The sequence below is a fragment of the Pseudomonas sp. GW823-FHT02F05 genome (assembly GCF_058797315.1).
In genome coordinates, this window is record NZ_JBXAJM010000019.1 from 104,171 (window position 1) to 125,621 (window position 21,451).

The following is a 21,451-nucleotide window of genomic DNA, read 5'->3' on the forward strand; positions in this document are numbered from 1 at the left end:
ACCGCCACCCGGGGAAGAGGATCAGCGCAGACCGCGTTGAGTCTCGTCCAGCTCACGGATGTACTTGAAGATTTTACGGCTGGTGGCCGGCGCCTTGTTATGCGCCAGCTCGTGCTGGGCCTGACGGATCAGGGAGCGCAATTGCTGGCGGTCCGCGTCCGGATAGTCCAGTACGAATTTCTCCAGCACCGCGTCATCGCCCGAGATCAGGCGGTCACGCCAACGTTCCAGGTTGTGGAAGCGTTCGTTGTATTGGCGAGTGGAGGCATCGGTTTGATCGAGCAAAGTCAGAATGGCGTCAATGTCTTGGTCGCGCATCAGTTTGCCGATAAACGAGATGTGCCGTTTACGCGCGATATTCGCGGTGTGCTTGGGCGCATCGGCCAGGGCCCGACGCATTTCGTCGGTCAATGGCAGTTTGGCAACCAAATCCTTTTTGAGCGTTGTAAGGCGCTCGCCAAGGTCAACCAGAGCATGCAGCTCACGTTTGACCTGGGTTTTGCTTTTCTCCCCATCGAGGGAGTCGTCGTAAGAATCAACCATGGTGGCAGTCCGCAAAGAAACGCCGCCATGATAACCAGTCGGGGGCCGCTTGTCCGGCCCGGTCGCTCGATGGCCATTACCGAAAGCAGAATTTGAGTGGAGAAAACCATGAGTGCAGCCCAAAGCGTCGGTCCACAAGCGTTACCGGCACTGCAGGAACAAGTCGAGCAGATCCTTGCCGAAGCCAAGCGCCAGGGGGCCAGCGCCTGTGAAGTGGCGGTGTCGCTGGAGCAAGGGTTGTCGACTTCGGTGCGCCAGCGGGAAGTGGAAACGGTTGAATTCAATCGCGACCAAGGGTTTGGCATTACCTTGTATGCAGGCCAGCGCAAAGGCTCGGCTAGCACTTCCGCCAGTGGCCCTGAGGCGATTCGCGAGACCGTTGCCGCAGCACTGGCGATTGCCAAGCACACCTCCGAGGATGAAAGCTCGGGCCTGGCCGACAAGGCGCTGATGGCCAAGGATGTGCAGGATTTCGACCTGTTCCATGCCTGGGATATCACCCCTGAGCAAGCCATCGAGCTGGCGCTGACCTGCGAAGCGGCAGCGTTCGATGCCGATGCCCGCATCAAGAATGCGGACGGCACCACCTTGAGCACTCATCAGGGTTGCCGCGTCTACGGCAACAGCCATGGCTTTATCGGTGGTTATGCCTCCACGCGTCACAGCCTCAGTTGCGTGATGATTGCCGAAGCCAATGGGCAGATGCAGCGTGATTACTGGTACGACGTAAACCGCCAAGGCGATTTACTGGCAGACCCTGCAAGCATTGGCCAGCGTGCGGCGCAACGGGCCGCGAGCCGCCTGGGCGCGCGCCCGGTGCCGACCTGCGAAGTGCCTGTGCTGTTTTCCGCAGAGCTGGCTGGTGGTTTATTCGGCAGCTTCCTGGGCGCGATTTCCGGTGGCAACCTGTATCGCAAGTCTTCGTTCCTTGAAGGCGCCATCGGCCAGAAGCTGTTCCCTGAGTGGCTGACCATCGACGAGCGCCCGCATCTGATGCGCGCGATGGGCAGTTCGTCGTTCGACGGCGATGGCCTGGCGACCTATGCCAAGCCGTTTGTCGAGAAGGGTGAGCTGGTGTCCTATGTGCTGGGTACTTATGCCGGCCGCAAGCTGGGCCTGCCAAGCACCGCTAACGCAGGCGGTGTGCATAACCTGTTCGTGACCCACGGTGATGAAGACCAGGCGGCGTTGTTGCGGCGGATGGGGCGCGGGTTGCTGGTGACTGAATTGATGGGCCATGGCCTGAACATGGTCACCGGTGACTACTCGCGGGGTGCGGCGGGCTTCTGGGTGGAGAATGGCGAGATTCAGTTCGCCGTCCAGGAAGTGACCATCGCCGGCAATATGCGCGATATGTTCAAGCAGATCGTTGCCGTGGGTAACGACCTGGAACTGCGCAGCAATATTCGCACGGGTTCGGTGCTTATCGAACGCATGACGGTCGCTGGCAGCTAATTCCTCCCGCACGTCCTGAAAGGCGCGCCATCGCAAAGATGGCGCGCCTTTTTTATTGCCTTGTCACGACAGGATTAATGGGCTGCTCTTGTTTTGATTCTCAATATCATTTAATAATAAATATCATTACCGAATGAGTGTGGCTCATGAGTTCTGTCCTGCATGAGGATCCCTATCTGGAAAGCTGGCGTTGGATGAGCCGCCAGATTCGCTGTGGCCTCGATCCCAATGAACCCCGCCTGATTGAGCACTACCTGAACGAAGGTCGGTATCTGGCGTGTTGCACCGCAACCCATCCGTGGACGATCGCTGAAACCTCATTTCGTTTGTTGATCGACACCGCCGCTGATGTCGCATTGCCCTGGCATTGGCGCTCCCTGTGCCTGGACCAGGCCTGGCGACCACTGCGCGACCTGGAAAAACTCTCCCACTGTGCCTGCCGCCTCAAGCGCTGGCAGACCTTTGCCTGGCAATTGGCGAGCTGCGAATTACTGCCTTCGATTTCCGTTTCTGACTTGGTGCAAGGATCTAATGATGAGTGACACCCGTATCGAACGCGACAGCATGGGCGAACTGCATGTGCCGCAAGAAGCTTTGTATGGCGCACAAACACAGCGTGCGGTGAACAACTTTCCCATCAGTCATCAACCCATGCCGGCGCAATTCATCCGCGCCCTGATCCTGGCCAAGACAGCCGCGGCCAAGGTCAACGTCGAGCTCAAGCAAATCAGCGAAGGGCAGGGCAAGGCCATTGTCGATGCCGCCCAAGGCTTGCTGGAAGGCGACTACATGCAGCACTTCCCGGTGGATATCTTCCAGACCGGCTCCGGCACCAGTTCCAACATGAACGCCAACGAAGTGATCGCGACCCTTGCCAGCCGTTTGCTGGGCGAGGCGGTCAACCCCAACGATCATGTGAATTGCGGCCAGAGCAGCAACGACATCATCCCAACCACCATCCACGTCAGTGCCGCGTTGGTGCTGCACGAGCAAACGTTGCCGGCCCTGCTGCATCTGGTGCAAGTCATCGAGCAAAAAGCCGAGGCGGTTCACCCGTTCATCAAGACCGGCCGCACGCATTTGATGGACGCCATGCCGGTGCGCATGAGCCAGGTGCTGAACGGCTGGGCGCAGCAGCTCAAGGCCAATATCGGTCACTTGCAGGACCTGCTACCGGCGCTGCAAGCATTGGCTCAGGGCGGCACGGCGGTCGGTACCGGGGTCAACGCACACCCCGAGTTTGCCAGGCGCTTCAGCCAGCAACTGAGCCTTTTGACCGGGGTGAAATTCACGCCCGGCAAGAACCTGTTCGCGCTGATTGGCTCCCAGGACACCGCCGTTGCAGTCTCTGGCCAGTTGAAAGCCACGGCGGTGTCGCTGATGAAGATCGCCAATGACCTGCGCTGGATGAACTCCGGGCCATTGGCCGGCCTGGGTGAAATCGAACTGGAGGCGCTGCAGCCAGGCTCTTCGATCATGCCGGGCAAGGTCAACCCGGTCATTCCGGAAGCGACCGCCATGGTGGCCGCCCAGGTCATCGGCAATGACACAGTGATCACGGTGGCCGGCCAATCGGGCAACTTCGAGCTGAATGTGATGCTGCCGATCATTGCCCAAAACCTGCTCAGCAGCCTGGAATTGCTGGCCAATGCCAGCCGGTTGCTGGCGGACAAGGCCATTGCCAGCTTCAAGGTCAATGAGCCCAAGCTCAAGGAAGCGCTGTCGCGCAATCCGATTCTGGTCACTGCACTCAACCCGATCATCGGCTACCAGAAAGCCGCTGAAATCGCCAAGAAGGCGTATCAGCAAGGCCGCCCGGTGATCGATGTCGCCCTCGAACACACCGACCTGCCTCGCAGCCAACTGGAAGTCCTGCTGGACCCGGAAAAGCTCACCGCCGGCGGCGTGTAATCAACGACCCTGCTTTGGAGGCTCACCATGGAGCACTGGAAACGCACGATCGAACGGGCCAATCGCTGCTTTATGGCAGGCGAGTTGGTTGACGCTCGCGAGGCCTATCTGCAAGCCCTGGCCCTGGCCCAAGTGTTGTTCGAACGCTGGGCGGATGCTGACGAAGCAGTGGCGGCCTGTGTCATTTCCCATCACAACCTGGCGGACCTGCACTTGCGCCTGAACCAGCCTGAGGAAAGCGCCGAATACCTCTGCGCTATCCATCAGCGCCTCTTGCAGACCATGCAGGACCCACGCCTCAGCCCGTCACTGCGCGAGGCCGCGTTGCGCCAGAGCAGCAAGACCTACGTCGAGCTGCTGAATTTCATCAGCGATCACGGCGAATACCCACGCACTCATCGGCTGCTGGGAAGTGCTGCGACGCCAACGTCCACGTCCCATTATGGAGCACATTGATATGACCTATACCTTGCCGGCCTTGCCTTACGCCTACGATGCCCTCGAGCCGCATATCGACGCGCAAACCATGGAAATTCACTACACCAAACACCACCAGACCTACATCAATAACCTCAATGCCGCGGTCGAGGGCACTGAGTTCGCCGGCTGGCCCGTGGAGAAGCTGGTGTCCAGCGTCGAAACATTGCCGGAGAAATTACGCGCTGCCGTGGTCAACCAAGGAGGCGGGCATGCGAACCACTCGTTGTTCTGGGCGGTCATGTCACCGACAGGGGGCGGCAAACCCGAGGGCGCGCTGGGCAAGGCTATCGACGAGCAATTGGGTGGTTTCGACAGCTTCAAGGAGGCGTTCACCAAGGCGGCCTTGACGCGATTCGGCAGCGGTTGGGCCTGGCTGAGCGTTACGCCACAAAAAACGCTGGTGGTGGAAAGCAGCGGCAACCAGGACAGCCCGCTGATGAGCGGCAATACGCCGGTGCTGGGCCTGGACGTCTGGGAGCACGCTTACTACCTGCAATATCAAAACCGACGACCGGAGTACATCAATGCATTCTATAGCGTCATCAACTGGCCGGAGGTTGCCGCGCGCTATCAGGCCGCTTTGGCCTGACATTCACTCCATAACAAGATCTAAGGCCGACTATGGGCACTCAAACACTGGCGATCGGTAGCGTGCGAATGTTTCGTTATGCGTTTGGCACGCTGCTGCTATTGGCAGGTACTGCGTTATTGGTGGCCCATGGGCTGGCCTGGTTGAACCTGGAACCGCGCATACTGCGTGCTTTGCAGGGTGGGGCGATTTGCGCGCTTGGCACGGCGCTGGGCGCGGTGCCGGTGTTGGTGATTCGGCGCATGCCGATGGCGCTTAGCGACACCCTGCTGGGCTTTGGTGCTGGTGTGATGCTGGCGGCGACTGCGTTTTCTCTGGTGGTGCCGGGTATCGCCGCCGCCGAAAGCCTGGGACTTTCACCTTGGGGCGCCAGTGGCTTGATCAGCTTCGGCATCATGCTCGGGGCGTTCGGCCTGTACCTCGTAGACCGCAAGGTTTCTGGCGCCAGCCCGGAAATGCTGGTGGGTACACCGGATAAACCGGTTATCCCGCCGCGTATTTGGTTGTTTGTGTTTGCCATCATTGCGCACAACATTCCGGAAGGCATGGCTGTGGGGGTTTCTGCGGGCGGAGGCATGGCGGATGCCGACAGCCTCGCCATGGGCATTGCCCTGCAGGATGTGCCTGAAGGGCTGGTGATTGCGCTGGTATTGGCTGGGGCGGGAATGTCGCGGATCAAAGCCTTTTTGATTGGCGCTGCATCAGGCTTGGTTGAGCCGGTATTTGCGGTGCTCTGTGCATGGCTGGTGAGCCTTGCCGAAGTGTTGTTGCCGCTGGGTTTGGCGTTGGCCGCCGGGGCAATGTTGCTGGTCGTGACTCATGAAGTCATCCCCGAGTCGCGCCGCAATGGCCATGAAAATCTCGCCAGCCTTGGGCTGTGCATCGGGTTTTGCCTAATGATGGTGATGGATACGGCGTTGGGTTGAGGGGGGCTGTAGGAGCGAGCTTGCTCGCGAAAAACCTGAGAACACTGCGTTAAACCAGGATGCCCGCGTTATCGTTGACGTTTTTCGCGAGCAAGCTCGCTCCTACAGTAGGGATTATTCGCCTTCGTCGAAGTAGTTGTTGATCAACTCGACCAGTGCGGCCATTGCTTCGTCTTCTTGCTCGCCCTCGGTGCTCAGATGAATTTTTGTGCCTTTGCCGGCCGCCAACATCATCATCGCCATGATGCTTTTGCCATCGACCATGGACTCTGGCGTACGCCCAGCACGGATCTGGCAGGGGAACTGGCCGGCCACGCCGACGAATTTAGCCGACGCCCGTGCGTGCAGGCCCAGCTTGTTGATGATTTCAATTTCCAGAGCAGGCATCGCGCAGGTGTTCCTATCAACTCAGGTCGCGGTGGCGAACCTGGACGTTCTTGAGGGTTTGTTGCAGCACCTGGCCCAGGCGCTCAGTCAGATAGACCGAGCGGTGGTGGCCGCCAGTGCAGCCAATGGCAATGGTGACATAGGCTCGATTGCTGGCGGCAAAGCGCGGCAACCATTTGAGCAGGTAGCTGGAGATATCCAGGAACATCTCTTCTACGTCCGGTTGTGCGGCCAGGTAGTCGATCACGGGCTGATCCAGCCCGGACTGGTCGCGTAACTCCGGTTTCCAGTAAGGGTTGGGCAGGCAGCGCACATCGAACACAAGGTCGGCATCTACCGGCATGCCCCGCTTGAAGCCAAACGACTCGACCAGAAACGCTGTGCCCGGCTCAGGCTGGTTCAGCAGGCGCAGCTTGATCGCGTCGCGCAACTGATACAGGTTCAGGTTGGTGGTGTTGATCTTCAGGTCGGCCAGGTCAATGATCGGCCCGAGCAGCTTGGTCTCGTCCTCGATGGCTTCGGCCAGGGAACGGTTGGCGCTGCTGAGGGGGTGGCGTCGACGGGTTTCGGAGAAACGCTTGAGCAGGGTCTCTTCGTCGGCATCCAGGTACAGCACATCGCAATGAATGTGCTTGGCACGCACTTCTTCCAACAGTTCCGGGAAGCGCGAGAGGTGGCTGGGTAGGTTGCGCGCATCAATCGAGACCGCAACGAGCGGCTGCGCCAATTCGGTATGGATCAGTGCACGCTCCGCCAGCTCTGGCAGCAGGCCGGCAGGCAGGTTGTCGATGCAATAGAAGCCGTTGTCCTCAAGCACATTGAGGGCGGTGCTCTTACCGGAGCCGGAGCGACCGCTGACGATGATCAAACGCATGATTACTGCCCGTTTTGTTCATCCAGGACAACTTGGTACAACGCTTCATTGCTGGAGGCGCTGCGCAGTTTGTCGCGTACATCCTTGCGGTCTAGCATGCTGGCAATCTGCCGTAGCAGTTCCAGGTGCGCATCGGTGGCGGCTTCCGGGACCAGCAGCACAAACAGCAGGTCGACCGGGGCGCCGTCGATGGCGTCGAAATCAATCGGAGCGTCCAGGTGCATCAGCGCGCTCACAGGTTTATCACAACCTTTGAGGCGGCAGTGCGGGATCGCAATGCCGTTGCCAAAACCGGTGGAGCCGAGTTTTTCACGGGCAATCAGAGCTTCGAAGACATCTTGCATCTCCAGATCCGGAATTTCCCGGGCGATCAGGTTGGCAATTTGTTCGAGGGCGCGCTTTTTACTGCCGCCCGGCACGTTCACGAGGGAACGGCCGGGGGTCAGGATGTTTTCAAGTCGGATCATGGGGGGAGAGTTAACGACCTGTACCTTGCATCAGGTGCAGATTCTTTTCCTTATGCTTTATGAGTTGGCGGTCGAGCTTGTCGTAGAGGGAGTCAATGGCCGCGTACATATCTTCATGTTCCGCATTGGCGACGAGCTTGGCATTCGGTACGTGCAGGGTGGCCTCGATTTTCTGCTTGAGCTTATCGACCTCCATGATGACCTGCACGTTGGTGATCTTGTCAAAATGCCCCGCAAGCTTGTTCAGTTTGCTCTCGGTGTATTCACGCAGGGGCTTGGTGACTTCCAGCTGGTGTCCACTGATGTTGACTTGCATACAGCTTCTCCTTCGTTGCCAGTGCATAAAGCGGTGGGCAGGAATACCCACCACTGGAACGCTGTGGCCCGCCCGTCACATCAACCGCTTACGCTCGCTGGAAGGCGCGATCCCTAGGGACTCGCGGTACTTGGCGACGGTTCGACGGGCGACCTGAATGCCTTGTGCCTCCAGTAAACCAGCGATCTTGCTGTCACTCAACGGCTTTTTCTGATTTTCAGCGGCAACCAGTTTTTTGATGATCGCGCGGATCGCCGTGGACGAGCATTCACCGCCTTCAGAGGTGCTGACGTGGCTGGAGAAAAAGTATTTCAGCTCATAAATACCCCGTGGGGTATGCATGAATTTCTGCGTGGTAACCCGGGAAATCGTCGACTCATGCATGCCGACGGCTTCGGCGATGTCGTGCAGCACGAGAGGCTTCATGGCCTCGTCGCCGTACTCCAGGAAACCGCGCTGGTGTTCGACGATCTGGGTTGCGACTTTCATCAGGGTTTCGTTGCGGCTTTGCAGGCTCTTGATGAACCACCGCGCTTCCTGCAACTGGTTGCGCATGAAGGTGTTATCGGCGCTGGTGTCGGCGCGGCGCACAAAACCTGCGTATTGCGGGTTGACCCGCAGGCGCGGTACTGACTCCTGGTTCAGCTCCACCAGCCAGCGTTCGTTGTCCTTGCGCACAATGACGTCGGGCACCACATATTCGGCTTCGCTGGACTCGATCTGCGAGCCTGGACGCGGGTTGAGGCTTTGCACCAGTTCGATGACCTGGCGCAAGTCATCTTCCTTGAGCTTCATACGGCGCATCAGTTGGCTGTAGTCGCGACTGCCCAGCAGGTCGATGTAGTCACTGACCAAGCGTTGCGCTTCCGTGAGCCATGGCGTCTTGGCCGGTAATTGGCGCAGTTGCAGTAACAGGCACTCGCTGAGTGTGCGTGCGCCGATGCCTGCGGGCTCGAATTGCTGGATGCGGTGCAGGACGGCTTCGATTTCGTCCAGTTCGATATCCAGTTCCGGGTCGAAGGCCTCGAGGATCTCGTCGAGGGTTTCGTCCAGGTAACCCTGATTATTGATGCAATCGATCAGGGTTACCGCGATCAGGCGATCGGTATCGGACATCGGCGCCAGGTTCAGTTGCCACAGCAAGTGGCTCTGAAGGCTCTCGCCCGCCGACGTGCGGGTAGTGAAGTCCCACTCGTCATCATCGCTGCTTGGCAGGCTGCTGGCGCTGGTCTGGTAGACGTCTTCCCAGGCGGTGTCCACGGGAAGCTCGTTGGGAATGCGTTCGTTCCAGTCGCCTTCCTCCAGGTTGTCCACCGTCGGGGCGGTTTCCTGATAGGAGGGTTCCTGCACGTCGGAATTGGGTTTTTGCTCGATGTTATCGGCCAGAGGATCTGCGTTATCGAAGTCGTCGCCTTCTTCCTGGCGTTCGAGCATCGGATTGGACTCCAGGGCCTCCTGGATCTCCTGTTGCAGGTCCAGGGTCGACAATTGGAGCAGGCGGATGGCCTGTTGCAGCTGCGGTGTCATCGTCAGCTGCTGGCCCATTCTCAGGACTAGCGATGGTTTCATGGCAGGGGCTTAACACCTTATTCGCCGGCGCAATGCGCCATCCACGACAGGGCGCGTGAGCGCCAAACATAAGCAAATTATATGCCTGATCTCGGGGCCTTTGCCTAGAGCGCGGTAACAATAAAAAAACCGAGGTTTCCATTGACTCCCGCACGCTCCAGGTAAGAGCGCGATACCCCTGTGTTTACAGGCGGAACTCGTGACCCAGGTACACTTCCTTCACCAGCTCGTTGGCCAGGATAGTCTCGGCATCGCCTTCGGCAATCAGCTGACCATCGTTGACGATATACGCGGTTTCGCAGATATCGAGGGTTTCGCGCACGTTGTGATCGGTGATCAGCACGCCAATGCCCTTGGCCTTGAGGTGATGGATGATCTGCTTGATGTCGCCCACCGAAATCGGGTCGACGCCGGCAAAGGGTTCATCCAGCAGGATGAATTTCGGCGCGGTCGCCAGGGCGCGGGCGATTTCCACGCGACGACGTTCACCACCGGACAAGCTCATGCCGAGGTTGTCGCGAATATGGTTGATGTGGAATTCCTGCAGCAGGCTTTCCAGCTCCTGGCGGCGGCCATCGCGATCGAGTTCCTTGCGGGTCTCGAGGATCGCCATGATGTTGTCGGCTACCGACAGTTTACGGAAGATCGACGCCTCCTGCGGAAGATAGCCGATACCTGCCCGTGCACGACCGTGCATGGGTTGGTGGCTGACGTCCAGGTCGTCGATCAATACGCGACCCTGGTCCGCCTGGACCAGCCCGACGATCATATAGAAGCAGGTGGTTTTGCCGGCACCGTTAGGACCGAGCAGGCCGACGATCTGGCCGCTGTCGATCGACAGGCTGACGTCGCGTACCACCTGGCGGCTTTTATAGGCCTTGGCCAGATGCTGGGCTTTCAGGGTTGCCATTACTCGGCCTTCTTCTTCGGCTGGATAACCATGTCGATGCGTGGGCGGGGTGCGGTGACCTTGTTGCCGTTGGCGCGACCGGCGTTAGCGATCTGCTTCACGGTGTCATAGGTGATTTTTTCACCTTCCGTGGAGTTGCCGTCCGGGCTCAGCACCTTGGCCTGATCAATCAGTACGATGCGGTTCTGCTGGGCGTGATACTGGATAGTCTTGCCGTAGCCTTTCATGGGGCCTGTATCGGTAGCGGACTGCTTCTGCTCGAAATAAGCCAGGTTGCCGACCGAAGTCACCACATCGATATCGCCGGTCTTGGTACGAGTCAGGGTCACCGTGTTGCCGGTAATCTTCATCGAGCCTTGGGTGATGATCACGCCGCCGGTGTAGGTGGCGACACCTTGCTTGTCATCGAGCTGCGCATCGTCAGCCGAGATGTGGATCGGTTGCTGGCTATCGTTCGGCAGAGCCCAGGCGCTCACGCTTCCCAGTGCTGCGCCCAGACCGAGCAAAATAGGGAGAGTTTTAACGAGCCTCATACTGTCCTCTTACGTTCGATAGCAGGTGTATCCTGCTTTCTTTCAAATACGCTTTCATTCCCTTGCCAGTCGATACACCGCCAGCGCCGTCGATTCTAACGTCTTGCTCGGTCTGCGCATATTGCTTCTGTGGGAATACGGTCATGCGACTGCTGGTAATGATGGTGTCGCGGTTCTGCGCGTCTGTACGTGCGACGCGAACCGAGTCGATCAGTTCAACTTCGGTGCCGTCAGGGTTGACTTCGCCACGCTTGCTGGTCACGTGCCAGGGAAATTCGGTGCCGCGATACAGGTTCAGGTCCGGATTCGTCAGCAGGCTGACTTCGGAAGCCTTCAAGTGCTCGACCTTGTCCGATGTCATCTCATACTGCACCTTGCCGTCGGGCAGATACTGAATGCTGTAGGCATTGGTGGCGTAATAGTCGATAAGGCCTTCGTCAACCTGTGCAACAGGCTTGTCGAGAAAGCGCTCCGGGCTGATATTCCAGTAGCCCACCGCCAGGAGCAGCGCGGCGATGACCCCGAATAACAGGAAGTTGCGAATCTTTTTACTCAGCATATAACGCTCTATAGGTAGGCGGCGTGGGCCGCTTCAAGACTGCCTTGGGCACGCAGGATCAACTCGCAGAACTCGCGGGCGGCACCCTCGCCGCCACGGGCGGTGGTGATGCCATGGGCGTGTTCGCGGACAAACGCCGCGGCATTTGCGACGGCCATGCCCAGGCCCACCCGGCGAATCACCGGCAGGTCTGGCAGGTCGTCGCCCAGATAGGCGACTTGTTCATAGCTTAGGTTGAGTTGGCCAAGAAGCTCGTCCAGCACCACCAGTTTATCCTCGCGGCCCTGATACAGGTGAGGAATACCGAGGTTTTGTGCACGGCGTTCCACAACCGGTGTTTTTCGACCGCTGATAATTGCGGTTTGCACGCCCGCTGCCATCAGCATCTTGATGCCTTGGCCGTCGAGGGTGTTGAAGGTCTTGAATTCGCTGCCGTCTTCGAGGAAGTACAGGCGGCCATCGGTCAGCACGCCGTCAACGTCGAAAATCGCCAGCTTGATGTCTTTACCGCGTTGCAACAGGTCGCTGTTCATTTACATCACTCCTGCGCGCAGCAAGTCGCCAAGGTTAAGGGCCCCGATCGGCCGGTCATCGTCGTCGACCACGATAAGAGCACCTATGCGGTGATCTTCCATGATTTTCAACGCTTCGGCCGCGAGCATTTCGGCGCGCGCGGTCTTACCGTGAGGGGTCATCACTGCGTCGATGGTCGCGGTATGGATATCAATGGTGCGGTCCAGGGTGCGACGCAGGTCACCGTCGGTGAATATCCCTGCCAGTCGGCCATCGGTTTCGACGATGGCAGTCATGCCCAAGCCCTTGCGGGTCATTTCCATCAGCGCATCCCTGAGCAGGGTGCCGCGTGGAACGCTCGGCAGCTCGGCGCCGCGATGCATGACATTTTCCACTTTCAGCAGCAGGCGACGGCCCAGTGCGCCACCCGGATGGGAAAATGCGAAGTCCTCGGCCGTAAACCCGCGGGCCTCCAGCAGTGCCACCGCGAGGGCATCGCCCATTACCAGCGCGGCGGTAGTGGAGGAGGTGGGCGCCAGGTTCAGCGGGCAGGCCTCATGGGCTACGTGCACGTTCAGGTTGACGTCGGCGGCCTTGGCCAGCGTTGACTCAGGGTTGCCAGTGAGGCTGATCATCTGGATGCCCAGGCGCTTGATCAGCGGCAGCAGGGTCACGATTTCGTTGGTAGTACCGGAGTTGGACAGGGCGAGGATCACGTCGTCCTTGGTGATCATACCCATGTCGCCGTGGCTGGCTTCGGCCGGGTGCACGAAAAACGCGGTGGTCCCGGTGCTCGCCAGGGTCGCTGCGATCTTGTTGCCAATGTGGCCGGACTTGCCCATGCCGACCACCACAACGCGGCCCTTGCTGGCCAGAATCATCTCGCAGGCGCGCACGAAATCCGCGTCGATATGCGCCAGCAAGCCCTCTACGGCTTCAAGCTCAAGGCGTATGGTGCGTTGTGCGGATTGAATAAGGTCGCTGGATTGGCTCATGTCTGAAATCGTATAGCCTGACGAAAAGTCGGCGATTATAGCGGTAATGATCAATTCCCTCACGCAAGTTCGTCAGGCTTTGTGCGCGGAATAACTGAAAACCACCGTCGGTAACATAGCAAGCAACGTTTTTTCCCTGTCTCAAATCTGAACCAGCGCTGTTCCGGCCTTGGGGGCTCTGTACCAGCAGTGATATAGTTCGCCGCCAGTTCGGTCCGCCCAACCCATGTGCTCAACTATTGCGCATCTGTTGAAAACCAAAGTCGCACACATGGTGTCTGAGTGAAAGGCTGCATCCCAAGGAGATTAGATGAGTGCCGATAACGCCTACGCGGTCGAGCTGAAGGGTCTTACCTTCAAGCGCGGTACGCGCAGCATCTTCAATAACGTCGATATTCGCATTCCTCGCGGCAAGGTCACGGGCATCATGGGGCCTTCCGGTTGCGGCAAGACCACCCTGTTGCGCCTGATGGGCATGCAATTGCGCCCCAGTGCCGGGGAAGTGTGGGTCAACGGCCAGAACCTGCCAACGCTGTCGCGTAGCGATCTGTTCGATGCGCGCAAGCATATGGGCGTGCTATTTCAGAGCGGCGCGCTGTTCACCGACCTCGATGTGTTCGAAAACGTAGCCTTTCCGCTGCGGGTGCACACCCAGCTGTCCGATGAAATGATTCGTGACATCGTGTTGTTGAAACTGCAGGCCGTAGGGCTTCGCGGCGCCATCGACCTGATGCCGGACGAGTTGTCTGGCGGCATGAAGCGCCGTGTTGCCTTGGCGCGGGCGATTGCCCTCGACCCACAGATCCTCATGTATGACGAGCCATTCGTAGGTCAGGACCCGATCGCCATGGGCGTGTTGGTGCGCCTGATCCGCCTGCTCAACGATGCATTGGGGATCACCAGTATCGTGGTTTCCCACGACCTGGCCGAAACCGCGAGCATCGCCGACTACCTATATGTAGTGGGTGATGGTCAGGTGCTGGGGCAGGGTACGCCTGAAGAGTTGATGAACGCCGATAACCCGCGCATTCGCCAATTCATGACCGGCAACCCCGATGGCCCGGTGCCTTTTCACTTTCCGGCAGCGGACTACCGCTCAGATCTTCTGGGGAAGCGCTGATGCGCAAGACATCTCTTATCGAGAAGGTTCGCCTTTTCGGTCGCTCGGGCATCGACATCGTCGAAGTGCTGGGGCGTTCGACCATTTTCCTGTTTCACGCCTTGCTGGGGCGAGGCGGTATCGGCGGCGGCTTTGGCCTGCTGGTCAAGCAGCTGCACTCGGTGGGGGTGATGTCCCTGGTGATCATCGTGGTCTCCGGCGTATTCATCGGCATGGTGCTGGCGCTGCAGGGTTTCAATATCCTGTCCAGCTACGGCTCGGAGCAGGCGGTAGGGCAGATGGTGGCCCTGACCCTGTTGCGTGAGCTTGGCCCGGTGGTTACCGCCTTGTTGTTCGCAGGGCGTGCAGGATCGGCGCTGACCGCTGAAATCGGCAATATGAAATCCACTGAGCAGCTGTCCAGCCTGGAAATGATCGGCGTGGACCCGCTCAAGTACATTGTTGCCCCGCGCCTGTGGGCCGGCTTCATTTCCCTGCCACTGCTGGCAATGATCTTCAGCGTGGTGGGTATCTGGGGTGGTTCGTGGGTGGCGGTTGACTGGCTGGGGGTCTACGACGGCTCCTACTGGGCCAACATGCAAAACAGCGTGACCTTCACCGGTGACGTGCTCAACGGCATCATAAAGAGCATTGTCTTTGCCTTTGTGGTGACCTGGATTGCCGTATTCCAAGGCTATGACTGTGAGCCCACTTCAGAGGGGATCAGCCGTGCCACTACCAAGACCGTTGTATACGCTTCGTTGGCGGTACTGGGCCTTGACTTCATTTTGACCGCCTTGATGTTTGGAGATTTCTGATGCAAAACCGCACTGTGGAAATCGGTGTCGGCCTTTTCTTGCTGGCTGGCATCCTGGCTTTACTGTTGCTGGCCCTGCGAGTCAGCGGCCTTTCGGCCAGCCCTACCGCCGATACCTATAAACTTTACGCGTACTTCGACAATATCGCCGGTTTGACGGTCAGATCCAAAGTGACCATGGCCGGTGTCACCATCGGCAAGGTCACGGCAATCGATCTGGATCGCGACAGCTTTACCGGTCGGGTGACGATGCAACTGGACAAGAAGGTAGATAATCTGCCAACTGACTCCACGGCATCTATCCTCACTGCGGGTTTGCTGGGCGAGAAGTACATCGGGGTCAGCGTGGGGGGGGAAACAGCCCTGCTCAAGGATGGTTCGACCATCCACGACACACAGTCGTCGCTGGTGCTTGAAGACCTGATCGGGAAATTTTTGCTCAATACGGTCAATAAAGACGCTAAATGAGGAATCTGTTCATGATCTCTACCTTGCGACGTGGCCTGCTGGTACTGCTTGCAGCATTGCCGATGATGGCCAACGCGGCAGGTTCTGCCCACGATTTGGTGCAGGACACCACCAGCAAAATGCTGGCTGACCTCAAGGCTAATAAAGAACAGTACAAGCAAGACCCTTCCAAGTTCTATAACGCGCTCAACACGATCGTTGGCCCTGTGGTCGATGCTGAAGGCATCTCCAAAAGCATCATGACGGTCAAATATTCGCGCAAAGCTACGCCTGCGCAAATGCAGACGTTCCAGGAAAACTTCAAGAAGGGGCTGTTCCAGTTCTACGGTAACGCTCTGCTGGAATACAACAACCAGGGCATTATCGTTGATGCGCCCAAGGACGAGTCGGGCGACCGTGCCGAAGTCGGAATGAAAGTCTCCGGCAGCAATGGCGCCGTGTACCCTGTGTCCTACACCCTGACGAAGATCAACGGTGAGTGGAAACTGCGTAACGTGATCATCAACGGTATCAACATCGGCAAGCTGTTCCGTGATCAGTTCGCCGACGCGATGCAGCGCAATGGCAACGATCTGGACAAGACCATCAATGGTTGGGCCGGTGAAGTGGCCAAGGCCAAGGAAGAAACCGATAAAGCTGCCGGGAAGCCTGCGCAATGACCGAGTCGGCTGTTCGTATCGGCGACGCCGGCGAGCTGTTCCTCAGCGGCGTGCTGGATTACCGCACCGGGCCTGACCTGCGCAAGCAGGGCCAGGCGCTGATCAAGGCCAGCAAGGCGCCAGAGCTGGTGCTTGATTGCTCGGCGGTGACCAAGTCCAGCAGCGTCGGCTTGTCGTTGTTGCTGTGCTTCATGCGTGATGCCGAGGCGGCGAAAAAGCCGGTAAGCATCCGTGCGTTACCAGAAGACATGCGCGAAATTGCCGAAGTTTCCGGTTTGACCGAGCTGCTGGCGCATCCCTGATACACATTATTAAAGAAGCCCCCCGTCAGAGTCCTGCTATGCGGGGTTCGCAGGCGCGGGGCTTTTTTGTATGATGTGCGACCCGTGCGCACTGGGCGCCGATAGAGGTTGAGCATGCAGGCCCTAGAAGTTAAGAGCTTCCTTGAAGGAAAGCTGCCTGAAACGACTGTAGAAGTCGAAGGCGAAGGCTGCAATTTCCAGCTGAACGTGATTAGCGATGAACTGGCGGCATTGAGCCCGGTCAAGCGTCAGCAGCAGATCTATGCCCATTTGAACCCATGGATCACCGATGGCAGCATCCATGCGGTCACTATGAAATTTTTCAGCCGCGCGGCCTGGGCCGAGCGCACCTGAGCCCCCAAGGCGTCGAGATTCTTATGGATAAATTGATTATTACCGGCGGTGCCCGCCTTGATGGCGAGATTCGCATTTCCGGTGCGAAAAACTCCGCCTTGCCGATCCTGGCAGCGACCCTGCTGTGCGATGGCCCGGTGACTGTGGCCAACCTGCCGCACCTGCACGACATCACCACCATGATCGAGTTGTTCGGTCGCATGGGCATTGAGCCGGTGATCGACGAGAAGCTGGCCGTCGAAATCGACCCCCGCACCATCAAGACCCTGGTCGCTCCGTACGAACTGGTGAAAACCATGCGTGCGTCGATCCTGGTGCTGGGCCCTATGGTTGCCCGTTTCGGCGAAGCCGAAGTAGCCTTGCCTGGCGGTTGCGCCATTGGTTCGCGTCCGGTCGACCTGCACATCCGTGGCCTTGAGGCCATGGGCGCAGTCATCGACGTCGAAGGCGGCTACATCAAGGCCAAGGCGCCGGAAGGCGGCCTGCGCGGCGCGAACTTCTTCTTTGATACCGTCAGCGTCACCGGTACCGAGAACATCATGATGGCCGCTGCCCTGGCCAACGGTCGCAGCGTGTTGCAGAACGCCGCACGCGAGCCGGAAGTGGTCGACCTGGCCAACTTCCTCAACGCCATGGGCGCGAAGGTTTCCGGTGCTGGCACCGACACCATCACTATTGATGGTGTAGAGCGTCTGCACACCGCCACCTACAAAGTCATGCCTGACCGCATCGAGACCGGTACCTACCTGGTTGCCGCTGCCGTGACCGGTGGCCGTGTGAAGGTCAAGGACACCGATCCGACCATCCTGGAAGCCGTCCTGGAAAAACTCAAGGAAGCCGGCGCAGAGATCACCACCGGCGAAGACTGGATCGAGCTGAACATGCACGGCAAGCGGCCAAAAGCCGTCAACGTGCGTACCGCTCCGTACCCGGCGTTCCCGACCGACATGCAAGCGCAGTTCATCTCCTTGAACGCGATTGCCGAAGGCACCGGTGCCGTGATCGAGACCATCTTCGAAAACCGCTTCATGCACGTGTATGAACTGCACCGCATGGGCGCCAAGATCCAGGTCGAAGGCAACACCGCCATCGTCACCGGGATCGACAAGCTCAAGGGCGCGCCAGTCATGGCAACCGACCTGCGTGCCTCGGCCAGCCTGGTAATCTCGGCACTGTGCGCCGAAGGTGACACCCTGATCGACCGCATCTACCACATAGACCGTGGTTACGAGTGCATCGAAGAGAAACTGCAGATGCTCGGCGCGAAGATTCGCCGCGTACCGGGCTAGTCCCTGTTTGTGGCGAGGGAGCTTGCTCCCGCTGGACTGCGTAGCAGTCCCGCTCTTCGAGGGCCGCTTCGCGTCTCAGCGGGAGCAAGCTCCCTCGCCACAGTTTGTTGTTGACTGGTTTGTTTCAAATCGAGGCTGTCATGGCCTCGATCTGTGTCTGGCGCCGTTTGCGACCGGACAGCAATAGCCTGATGAAGGACTGACATTTCCCATGTTGACCATCGCACTGTCCAAGGGCCGCATCCTTGACGACACGTTGCCGCTTCTGGCTGAAGCGGGCATCGTGCCGACCGAGAATCCGGACAAGAGCCGCAAGCTGATCATCCCCACGACCCAGGACGACGTGCGCCTGCTGATCGTGCGGGCTACCGACGTGCCGACCTACGTTGAACATGGCGCCGCCGACCTGGGTGTTGCCGGCAAGGACGTGCTGATGGAATACGGCGGCCAGGGCCTGTACGAGCCCCTGGACCTGCGCATCGCACTGTGCAAGCTGATGACCGCCGGCCGCGTCGGTGATGTCGAACCCAAGGGCCGCTTGCGGGTCGCCACCAAGTTCGTCAACGTTGCCAAGCGCTATTACGCCGAACAAGGCCGTCAGGTCGATATCATCAAGCTCTACGGCTCCATGGAGCTGGCACCGCTGATCGGCCTGGCGGACAAGATCATCGACGTGGTCGACACCGGCAACACCCTGCGCGCCAACGGTTTGGAGCCCCAGGATTTTATCGCTGACATCAGCTCCCGCCTGATCGTCAACAAAGCATCGATGAAGATGCAGCACGCCCGTATCCAGGCGTTGATCGACACCCTGCGCAAGGCAGTGGAGTCTCGACACCGCGGTTGACTCCCCCGCGTAGCTGAAGAGCTACGCCCGTCTATCCGCCTCATAGCCAGAATTCTCAGGTGCCCAAGCGGAAACGACTGCTAGTTTAGGGCGCCTGAGTTTTTGCCAATTCTATTGAGGCCCTCGCTATGACCACGTCCACTGCAATTGCCCGACTCAACGCTGCCGACCCGGATTTCGCCCATCATCTGGATCATCTGCTGAGCTGGGAAAGCGTGTCCGACGACTCGGTCAACCAGCGGGTGCTCGACATCATCAAGGCCGTGCGTGAGCGCGGTGATGCAGCGCTGGTGGACTTCACCCGCCAGTTCGACGGCCTGGACGTGCAGTCCATGGCTGACCTGATCCTGCCGCGTGAACGCCTGGAGCTGGCGCTGACGCGCATCACCGCACCGCAGCGCGAAGCCCTCGAAGTCGCTGCGGCGCGGGTACGCAGCTATCACGAAAAGCAGAAGCAGGACTCCTGGAGCTACACCGAGGCCGACGGCACTGTGCTGGGCCAGAAGGTCACGCCACTGGACCGCGCCGGTCTGTACGTGCCGGGCGGTAAGGCGTCGTATCCATCGTCGGTGTTGATGAATGCGATCCCGGCCAAAGTCGCAGGTGTGACCGAAGTGGTCATGGTGGTGCCGACCCCGCGTGGCGAAATCAACGAGCTGGTGCTGGCTGCCGCCTGCATCGCCGGTGTGGACCGTGTGTTCACCATCGGTGGCGCCCAGGCCGTCGCAGCGCTGGCTTATGGCACCGAAAGCGTGCCGAAGGTCGACAAAGTGGTCGGCCCCGGCAATATCTACGTCGCCACCGCCAAACGCCATGTGTTCGGCCAGGTCGGTATCGACATGATTGCCGGTCCTTCGGAAATCCTCGTGGTGTGTGACGGCCAGACCGACCCGGACTGGATCGCCATGGACCTGTTCTCCCAGGCGGAGCACGATGAAGACGCCCAGGCGATCCTGGTCAGCCCCGATGCCGAGTTCCTCGACAAGGTCGCCGCCAGCATCAATAAGCTGCTGCCGACCATGGAGCGTGCCGAGATCATCGAGAAGTCGATCAACGGCCGTGGTGCGCTGATTCTGGTGCGTGACATGGAGCAGGCCATTGAAGTGGCCAATCGCATCGCACCGGAGCACCTTGAGCTGTCCGTAGCGGACCCACAGGCCTGGTTGCCATCGATCCGTCACGCTGGGGCGATCTTCATGGGCCGTCACACCAGCGAAGCCCTGGGTGACTATTGCGCCGGCCCCAATCACGTGTTGCCAACCTCCGGTACTGCGCGTTTCTCGTCGCCGCTGGGGGTGTACGACTTCCAGAAGCGCTCGTCGATTATCTTCTGCTCGCCACAAGGCGCTTCCGAACTGGGCAAGACCGCCTCGGTGCTGGCCCGTGGTGAATCCCTCAGCGCGCACGCACGCAGCGCTGAATACCGCATCGTCAAGGGAGAGTAAGGCATGAGCAAATTCTGGAGCCCTTTCGTCAAGGACCTGGTGCCTTACGTACCCGGTGAGCAACCGAAGCTGACCAAGCTGGTCAAGCTCAACACCAACGAAAACCCCTACGGCCCATCGCCCAAGGCGCTGGCGGCAATGCAGGCCGAGTTGAACGACAACTTGCGCCTGTACCCGGACCCCAACAGCGACCTGCTCAAGCAGGCCGTGGCCAGGTATTACGGGATCGATGCCGGCAAGGTGTTCCTCGGCAACGGTTCCGACGAAGTCTTGGCGCACATCTTCCATGGTCTGTTCCAGCACGATCTGCCGCTGCTGTTCCCGGATATCAGCTACAGCTTCTACCCGGTGTACTGCGGCCTGTACGGCATCACGTTCGACGCGGTGCCACTGGACCAACAGTTCCAGATTCGGGCCACTGACTATGCCAGGCCCAACGGCGGGATCATCTTCCCCAACCCTAACGCGCCCACCGGCTGCGTACTGGCGCTGGACGCGGTGGAGCAGATCCTCAAGGCCAGCCCGGATTCGGTGGTGGTGGTCGATGAAGCCTATATCGACTTCGGCGGCGAAACTGCCATCAGCCTGGTAGACCGTTACCCGAACCTGCTGGTGACCCAGACCCTGTCCAAATCGCGCTCACTGGCCGGTTTGCGTGTGGGCCTGGCCGTGGGCCACCCAGACCTGATCGAAGCGCTGGAGCGGGTCAAGAACAGCTTCAACTCCTACCCGTTGGATCGGTTGGCGATTGTTGGCGCGGCGGCCGCGTTTGACGACCGTAAATATTTCGAGAAAACCTGTCAGTGGGTGATCGACAGCCGCAACCAGGTCGTCGCGCAATTGCAGGGCAAGGGGTTTGAGGTATTGCCGTCGGCAGCGAACTTCATCTTTGCGCGTCACCCGCGGCATGACGCTGCAGGGCTTGCCGCCAAGTTGCGTGAGCAAGGGGTGATCGTGCGGCACTTCAAGCAGGAGCGGATTGCTCAGTTCCTGCGCATCAGCATCGGGACGCCGGAGCAGAACCAGGCGCTGATCGATGGGCTCGGCGAGCTCTGACAGACGCTGAAAATCAAATGTGGGAGCTGGCTTGCCTGCGATGACGGTGTAACAGTCGACCTATCTGTCGTTTGATACACCGTCATCG

General features: G+C 59.2%; 27 protein-coding genes. 16 read left to right on the plus strand and 11 right to left on the minus strand.

From position 1 onward, the window contains the following. Positions 1 to 21 precede the first annotated feature (21 nt). Complete coding sequence (gene yjgA, locus AC1RAC_RS21850; protein ID WP_003188568.1) at positions 22 to 543, minus strand: ribosome biogenesis factor YjgA; 522 nt, start codon at positions 541 to 543, stop codon at positions 22 to 24. Between the two features lie 108 nt (positions 544 to 651). Between yjgA and pmbA the strand changes: the two genes are divergently transcribed. From pmbA to AC1RAC_RS21880, 6 genes are all read left to right on the plus strand, one after another. Beyond that, the gene (pmbA, locus tag AC1RAC_RS21855) at positions 652 to 1,998 is read left to right on the plus strand and encodes a metalloprotease PmbA (RefSeq protein WP_034126305.1); all 1,347 of its coding nucleotides are present in this window, start codon (positions 652 to 654) and stop codon (positions 1,996 to 1,998) included. Positions 1,999 to 2,144: 146 nt separating this feature from the next. Next, positions 2,145 to 2,540 carry a hypothetical protein gene (locus AC1RAC_RS21860; RefSeq protein WP_003188570.1) on the plus strand — a complete coding sequence of 132 codons (396 nt, stop codon included), beginning with the start codon at positions 2,145 to 2,147 and terminating at the stop codon, positions 2,538 to 2,540. Beyond that, the gene (locus AC1RAC_RS21865) at positions 2,533 to 3,909 is read left to right on the plus strand and encodes a class II fumarate hydratase (RefSeq protein WP_054897019.1); all 1,377 of its coding nucleotides are present in this window, start codon (positions 2,533 to 2,535) and stop codon (positions 3,907 to 3,909) included. Before AC1RAC_RS21860 ends, AC1RAC_RS21865 begins: the two co-directional genes overlap by 8 nt. A gap of 27 nt (positions 3,910 to 3,936) precedes the next feature. Then, positions 3,937 to 4,365, plus strand: coding sequence for a DUF2753 family protein (locus tag AC1RAC_RS21870; RefSeq protein ID WP_003188573.1), 429 nt, complete (start codon positions 3,937 to 3,939; stop codon positions 4,363 to 4,365). Between the two features lies 1 nt (position 4,366). Then, positions 4,367 to 4,978 (plus strand): superoxide dismutase, encoded by a 612-nt coding sequence (locus tag AC1RAC_RS21875; protein ID WP_034126308.1) that lies wholly within the window; start codon positions 4,367 to 4,369, stop codon positions 4,976 to 4,978. A gap of 32 nt (positions 4,979 to 5,010) precedes the next feature. After that, on the plus strand, positions 5,011 to 5,904 hold the full coding sequence (locus AC1RAC_RS21880; RefSeq protein WP_492616986.1) for a ZIP family metal transporter: 894 nt from the start codon (positions 5,011 to 5,013) through the stop codon (positions 5,902 to 5,904). 114 nt (positions 5,905 to 6,018) lie between these two features. Here AC1RAC_RS21880 and AC1RAC_RS21885 read toward each other — a convergent pair whose 3' ends face one another. From AC1RAC_RS21885 to AC1RAC_RS21930, 10 genes are all read right to left on the minus strand, one after another. Beyond that, complete coding sequence (locus AC1RAC_RS21885) at positions 6,019 to 6,291, minus strand: HPr family phosphocarrier protein (RefSeq protein WP_003188577.1); 273 nt, start codon at positions 6,289 to 6,291, stop codon at positions 6,019 to 6,021. Between the two features lie 16 nt (positions 6,292 to 6,307). Continuing rightward, a complete protein-coding gene (gene rapZ / locus AC1RAC_RS21890; RefSeq protein WP_034126310.1) occupies positions 6,308 to 7,165 on the minus strand; it encodes an RNase adapter RapZ in 858 nt (285 codons plus the stop codon). Between the two features lie 2 nt (positions 7,166 to 7,167). Beyond that, positions 7,168 to 7,632 (minus strand): PTS IIA-like nitrogen regulatory protein PtsN, encoded by a 465-nt coding sequence (ptsN, locus tag AC1RAC_RS21895; protein ID WP_034126311.1) that lies wholly within the window; start codon positions 7,630 to 7,632, stop codon positions 7,168 to 7,170. A gap of 10 nt (positions 7,633 to 7,642) precedes the next feature. Next, positions 7,643 to 7,948 (minus strand): ribosome hibernation-promoting factor, HPF/YfiA family, encoded by a 306-nt coding sequence (hpf, locus tag AC1RAC_RS21900; RefSeq protein WP_003171804.1) that lies wholly within the window; start codon positions 7,946 to 7,948, stop codon positions 7,643 to 7,645. A 75-nt stretch (positions 7,949 to 8,023) separates the two neighbouring features. Next, a complete protein-coding gene (locus AC1RAC_RS21905) occupies positions 8,024 to 9,517 on the minus strand; it encodes an RNA polymerase factor sigma-54 (protein WP_034126312.1) in 1,494 nt (497 codons plus the stop codon). Between the two features lie 184 nt (positions 9,518 to 9,701). Continuing rightward, positions 9,702 to 10,427: an LPS export ABC transporter ATP-binding protein gene (gene lptB / locus AC1RAC_RS21910; protein WP_003188582.1), complete on the minus strand. Its 726-nt coding sequence runs from the start codon at positions 10,425 to 10,427 to the stop codon at positions 9,702 to 9,704. Next, a complete protein-coding gene (lptA, locus tag AC1RAC_RS21915; RefSeq protein ID WP_032893554.1) occupies positions 10,427 to 10,960 on the minus strand; it encodes a lipopolysaccharide transport periplasmic protein LptA in 534 nt (177 codons plus the stop codon). The genes lptB and lptA overlap by 1 nt, the downstream gene beginning before the upstream one ends. Further along, positions 10,947 to 11,519, minus strand: a complete 573-nt coding sequence (gene lptC / locus AC1RAC_RS21920) for an LPS export ABC transporter periplasmic protein LptC (protein ID WP_014716937.1) — start codon at positions 11,517 to 11,519, stop codon at positions 10,947 to 10,949. The genes lptA and lptC overlap by 14 nt, the downstream gene beginning before the upstream one ends. An 8-nt stretch (positions 11,520 to 11,527) precedes the next feature. Beyond that, positions 11,528 to 12,052, minus strand: a complete 525-nt coding sequence (locus tag AC1RAC_RS21925) for a KdsC family phosphatase (RefSeq protein WP_054897015.1) — start codon at positions 12,050 to 12,052, stop codon at positions 11,528 to 11,530. Beyond that, positions 12,053 to 13,027 (minus strand): KpsF/GutQ family sugar-phosphate isomerase, encoded by a 975-nt coding sequence (locus AC1RAC_RS21930; RefSeq protein ID WP_034126314.1) that lies wholly within the window; start codon positions 13,025 to 13,027, stop codon positions 12,053 to 12,055. It lies immediately after the preceding gene. Between the two features lie 310 nt (positions 13,028 to 13,337). Here AC1RAC_RS21930 and AC1RAC_RS21935 point away from each other — a divergent pair, with 310 nt between their 5' ends. The 10 genes from AC1RAC_RS21935 (at position 13,338) to hisC (ending at position 21,363) form a co-directional block, all read left to right on the plus strand. Then, positions 13,338 to 14,147 carry an ATP-binding cassette domain-containing protein gene (locus AC1RAC_RS21935; RefSeq protein ID WP_003188590.1) on the plus strand — a complete coding sequence of 270 codons (810 nt, stop codon included), beginning with the start codon at positions 13,338 to 13,340 and terminating at the stop codon, positions 14,145 to 14,147. Continuing rightward, a complete protein-coding gene (mlaE, locus tag AC1RAC_RS21940; RefSeq protein WP_003188592.1) occupies positions 14,147 to 14,944 on the plus strand; it encodes a lipid asymmetry maintenance ABC transporter permease subunit MlaE in 798 nt (265 codons plus the stop codon). The genes AC1RAC_RS21935 and mlaE overlap by 1 nt, the downstream gene beginning before the upstream one ends. Then, positions 14,944 to 15,411: an outer membrane lipid asymmetry maintenance protein MlaD gene (mlaD, locus tag AC1RAC_RS21945; protein WP_003188593.1), complete on the plus strand. Its 468-nt coding sequence runs from the start codon at positions 14,944 to 14,946 to the stop codon at positions 15,409 to 15,411. The genes mlaE and mlaD overlap by 1 nt, the downstream gene beginning before the upstream one ends. Positions 15,412 to 15,422: 11 nt before the next feature. After that, complete coding sequence (locus AC1RAC_RS21950) at positions 15,423 to 16,070, plus strand: MlaC/ttg2D family ABC transporter substrate-binding protein (RefSeq protein WP_014716940.1); 648 nt, start codon at positions 15,423 to 15,425, stop codon at positions 16,068 to 16,070. Beyond that, entirely contained in the window at positions 16,067 to 16,372 is a 306-nt protein-coding gene (locus AC1RAC_RS21955; RefSeq protein WP_003188596.1) for an STAS domain-containing protein, read from the plus strand. The genes AC1RAC_RS21950 and AC1RAC_RS21955 overlap by 4 nt, the downstream gene beginning before the upstream one ends. A 114-nt stretch (positions 16,373 to 16,486) precedes the next feature. Then, a complete protein-coding gene (locus tag AC1RAC_RS21960) occupies positions 16,487 to 16,726 on the plus strand; it encodes a BolA family protein (protein WP_003188597.1) in 240 nt (79 codons plus the stop codon). A 23-nt stretch (positions 16,727 to 16,749) separates the two neighbouring features. Next, positions 16,750 to 18,015, plus strand: a complete 1,266-nt coding sequence (gene murA, locus AC1RAC_RS21965; protein ID WP_034126315.1) for a UDP-N-acetylglucosamine 1-carboxyvinyltransferase — start codon at positions 16,750 to 16,752, stop codon at positions 18,013 to 18,015. A 211-nt stretch (positions 18,016 to 18,226) separates the two neighbouring features. Beyond that, positions 18,227 to 18,862, plus strand: a complete 636-nt coding sequence (hisG, locus tag AC1RAC_RS21970; RefSeq protein ID WP_003188599.1) for an ATP phosphoribosyltransferase — start codon at positions 18,227 to 18,229, stop codon at positions 18,860 to 18,862. 128 nt (positions 18,863 to 18,990) lie between these two features. Further along, on the plus strand, positions 18,991 to 20,307 hold the full coding sequence (hisD, locus tag AC1RAC_RS21975) for a histidinol dehydrogenase (RefSeq protein WP_054919317.1): 1,317 nt from the start codon (positions 18,991 to 18,993) through the stop codon (positions 20,305 to 20,307). A 3-nt stretch (positions 20,308 to 20,310) separates the two neighbouring features. After that, the gene (gene hisC / locus AC1RAC_RS21980) at positions 20,311 to 21,363 is read left to right on the plus strand and encodes a histidinol-phosphate transaminase (RefSeq protein ID WP_492616987.1); all 1,053 of its coding nucleotides are present in this window, start codon (positions 20,311 to 20,313) and stop codon (positions 21,361 to 21,363) included. Positions 21,364 to 21,451 lie beyond the last annotated feature (88 nt).

Coding starts and splice junctions, on each gene's coding strand:
- AC1RAC_RS21950 (WP_014716940.1), top strand. CDS start 15,423: ATGATCTCTACCTTGCGACGTGGCCTGCTGGTACTGCTTGCAGCATTG.
- murA (WP_034126315.1), top strand. CDS start 16,750: ATGGATAAATTGATTATTACCGGCGGTGCCCGCCTTGATGGCGAGATT.
- pmbA (WP_034126305.1), top strand. CDS start 652: ATGAGTGCAGCCCAAAGCGTCGGTCCACAAGCGTTACCGGCACTGCAG.
- yjgA (WP_003188568.1), bottom strand. CDS start 543: ATGGTTGATTCTTACGACGACTCCCTCGATGGGGAGAAAAGCAAAACC.
- AC1RAC_RS21960 (WP_003188597.1), top strand. CDS start 16,487: ATGCAGGCCCTAGAAGTTAAGAGCTTCCTTGAAGGAAAGCTGCCTGAA.
- AC1RAC_RS21930 (WP_034126314.1), bottom strand. CDS start 13,027: ATGAGCCAATCCAGCGACCTTATTCAATCCGCACAACGCACCATACGC.
- AC1RAC_RS21860 (WP_003188570.1), top strand. CDS start 2,145: ATGAGTTCTGTCCTGCATGAGGATCCCTATCTGGAAAGCTGGCGTTGG.
- AC1RAC_RS21870 (WP_003188573.1), top strand. CDS start 3,937: ATGGAGCACTGGAAACGCACGATCGAACGGGCCAATCGCTGCTTTATG.
- AC1RAC_RS21885 (WP_003188577.1), bottom strand. CDS start 6,291: ATGCCTGCTCTGGAAATTGAAATCATCAACAAGCTGGGCCTGCACGCA.
- AC1RAC_RS21905 (WP_034126312.1), bottom strand. CDS start 9,517: ATGAAACCATCGCTAGTCCTGAGAATGGGCCAGCAGCTGACGATGACA.
- AC1RAC_RS21865 (WP_054897019.1), top strand. CDS start 2,533: ATGAGTGACACCCGTATCGAACGCGACAGCATGGGCGAACTGCATGTG.
- AC1RAC_RS21955 (WP_003188596.1), top strand. CDS start 16,067: ATGACCGAGTCGGCTGTTCGTATCGGCGACGCCGGCGAGCTGTTCCTC.
- lptB (WP_003188582.1), bottom strand. CDS start 10,427: ATGGCAACCCTGAAAGCCCAGCATCTGGCCAAGGCCTATAAAAGCCGC.
- AC1RAC_RS21875 (WP_034126308.1), top strand. CDS start 4,367: ATGACCTATACCTTGCCGGCCTTGCCTTACGCCTACGATGCCCTCGAG.
- rapZ (WP_034126310.1), bottom strand. CDS start 7,165: ATGCGTTTGATCATCGTCAGCGGTCGCTCCGGCTCCGGTAAGAGCACC.
- AC1RAC_RS21935 (WP_003188590.1), top strand. CDS start 13,338: ATGAGTGCCGATAACGCCTACGCGGTCGAGCTGAAGGGTCTTACCTTC.
- AC1RAC_RS21925 (WP_054897015.1), bottom strand. CDS start 12,052: ATGAACAGCGACCTGTTGCAACGCGGTAAAGACATCAAGCTGGCGATT.
- hisC (WP_492616987.1), top strand. CDS start 20,311: ATGAGCAAATTCTGGAGCCCTTTCGTCAAGGACCTGGTGCCTTACGTA.
- hpf (WP_003171804.1), bottom strand. CDS start 7,948: ATGCAAGTCAACATCAGTGGACACCAGCTGGAAGTCACCAAGCCCCTG.
- lptA (WP_032893554.1), bottom strand. CDS start 10,960: ATGAGGCTCGTTAAAACTCTCCCTATTTTGCTCGGTCTGGGCGCAGCA.
- AC1RAC_RS21880 (WP_492616986.1), top strand. CDS start 5,011: ATGGGCACTCAAACACTGGCGATCGGTAGCGTGCGAATGTTTCGTTAT.
- lptC (WP_014716937.1), bottom strand. CDS start 11,519: ATGCTGAGTAAAAAGATTCGCAACTTCCTGTTATTCGGGGTCATCGCC.
- mlaD (WP_003188593.1), top strand. CDS start 14,944: ATGCAAAACCGCACTGTGGAAATCGGTGTCGGCCTTTTCTTGCTGGCT.
- hisD (WP_054919317.1), top strand. CDS start 18,991: ATGACCACGTCCACTGCAATTGCCCGACTCAACGCTGCCGACCCGGAT.
- hisG (WP_003188599.1), top strand. CDS start 18,227: ATGTTGACCATCGCACTGTCCAAGGGCCGCATCCTTGACGACACGTTG.
- ptsN (WP_034126311.1), bottom strand. CDS start 7,632: ATGATCCGACTTGAAAACATCCTGACCCCCGGCCGTTCCCTCGTGAAC.
- mlaE (WP_003188592.1), top strand. CDS start 14,147: ATGCGCAAGACATCTCTTATCGAGAAGGTTCGCCTTTTCGGTCGCTCG.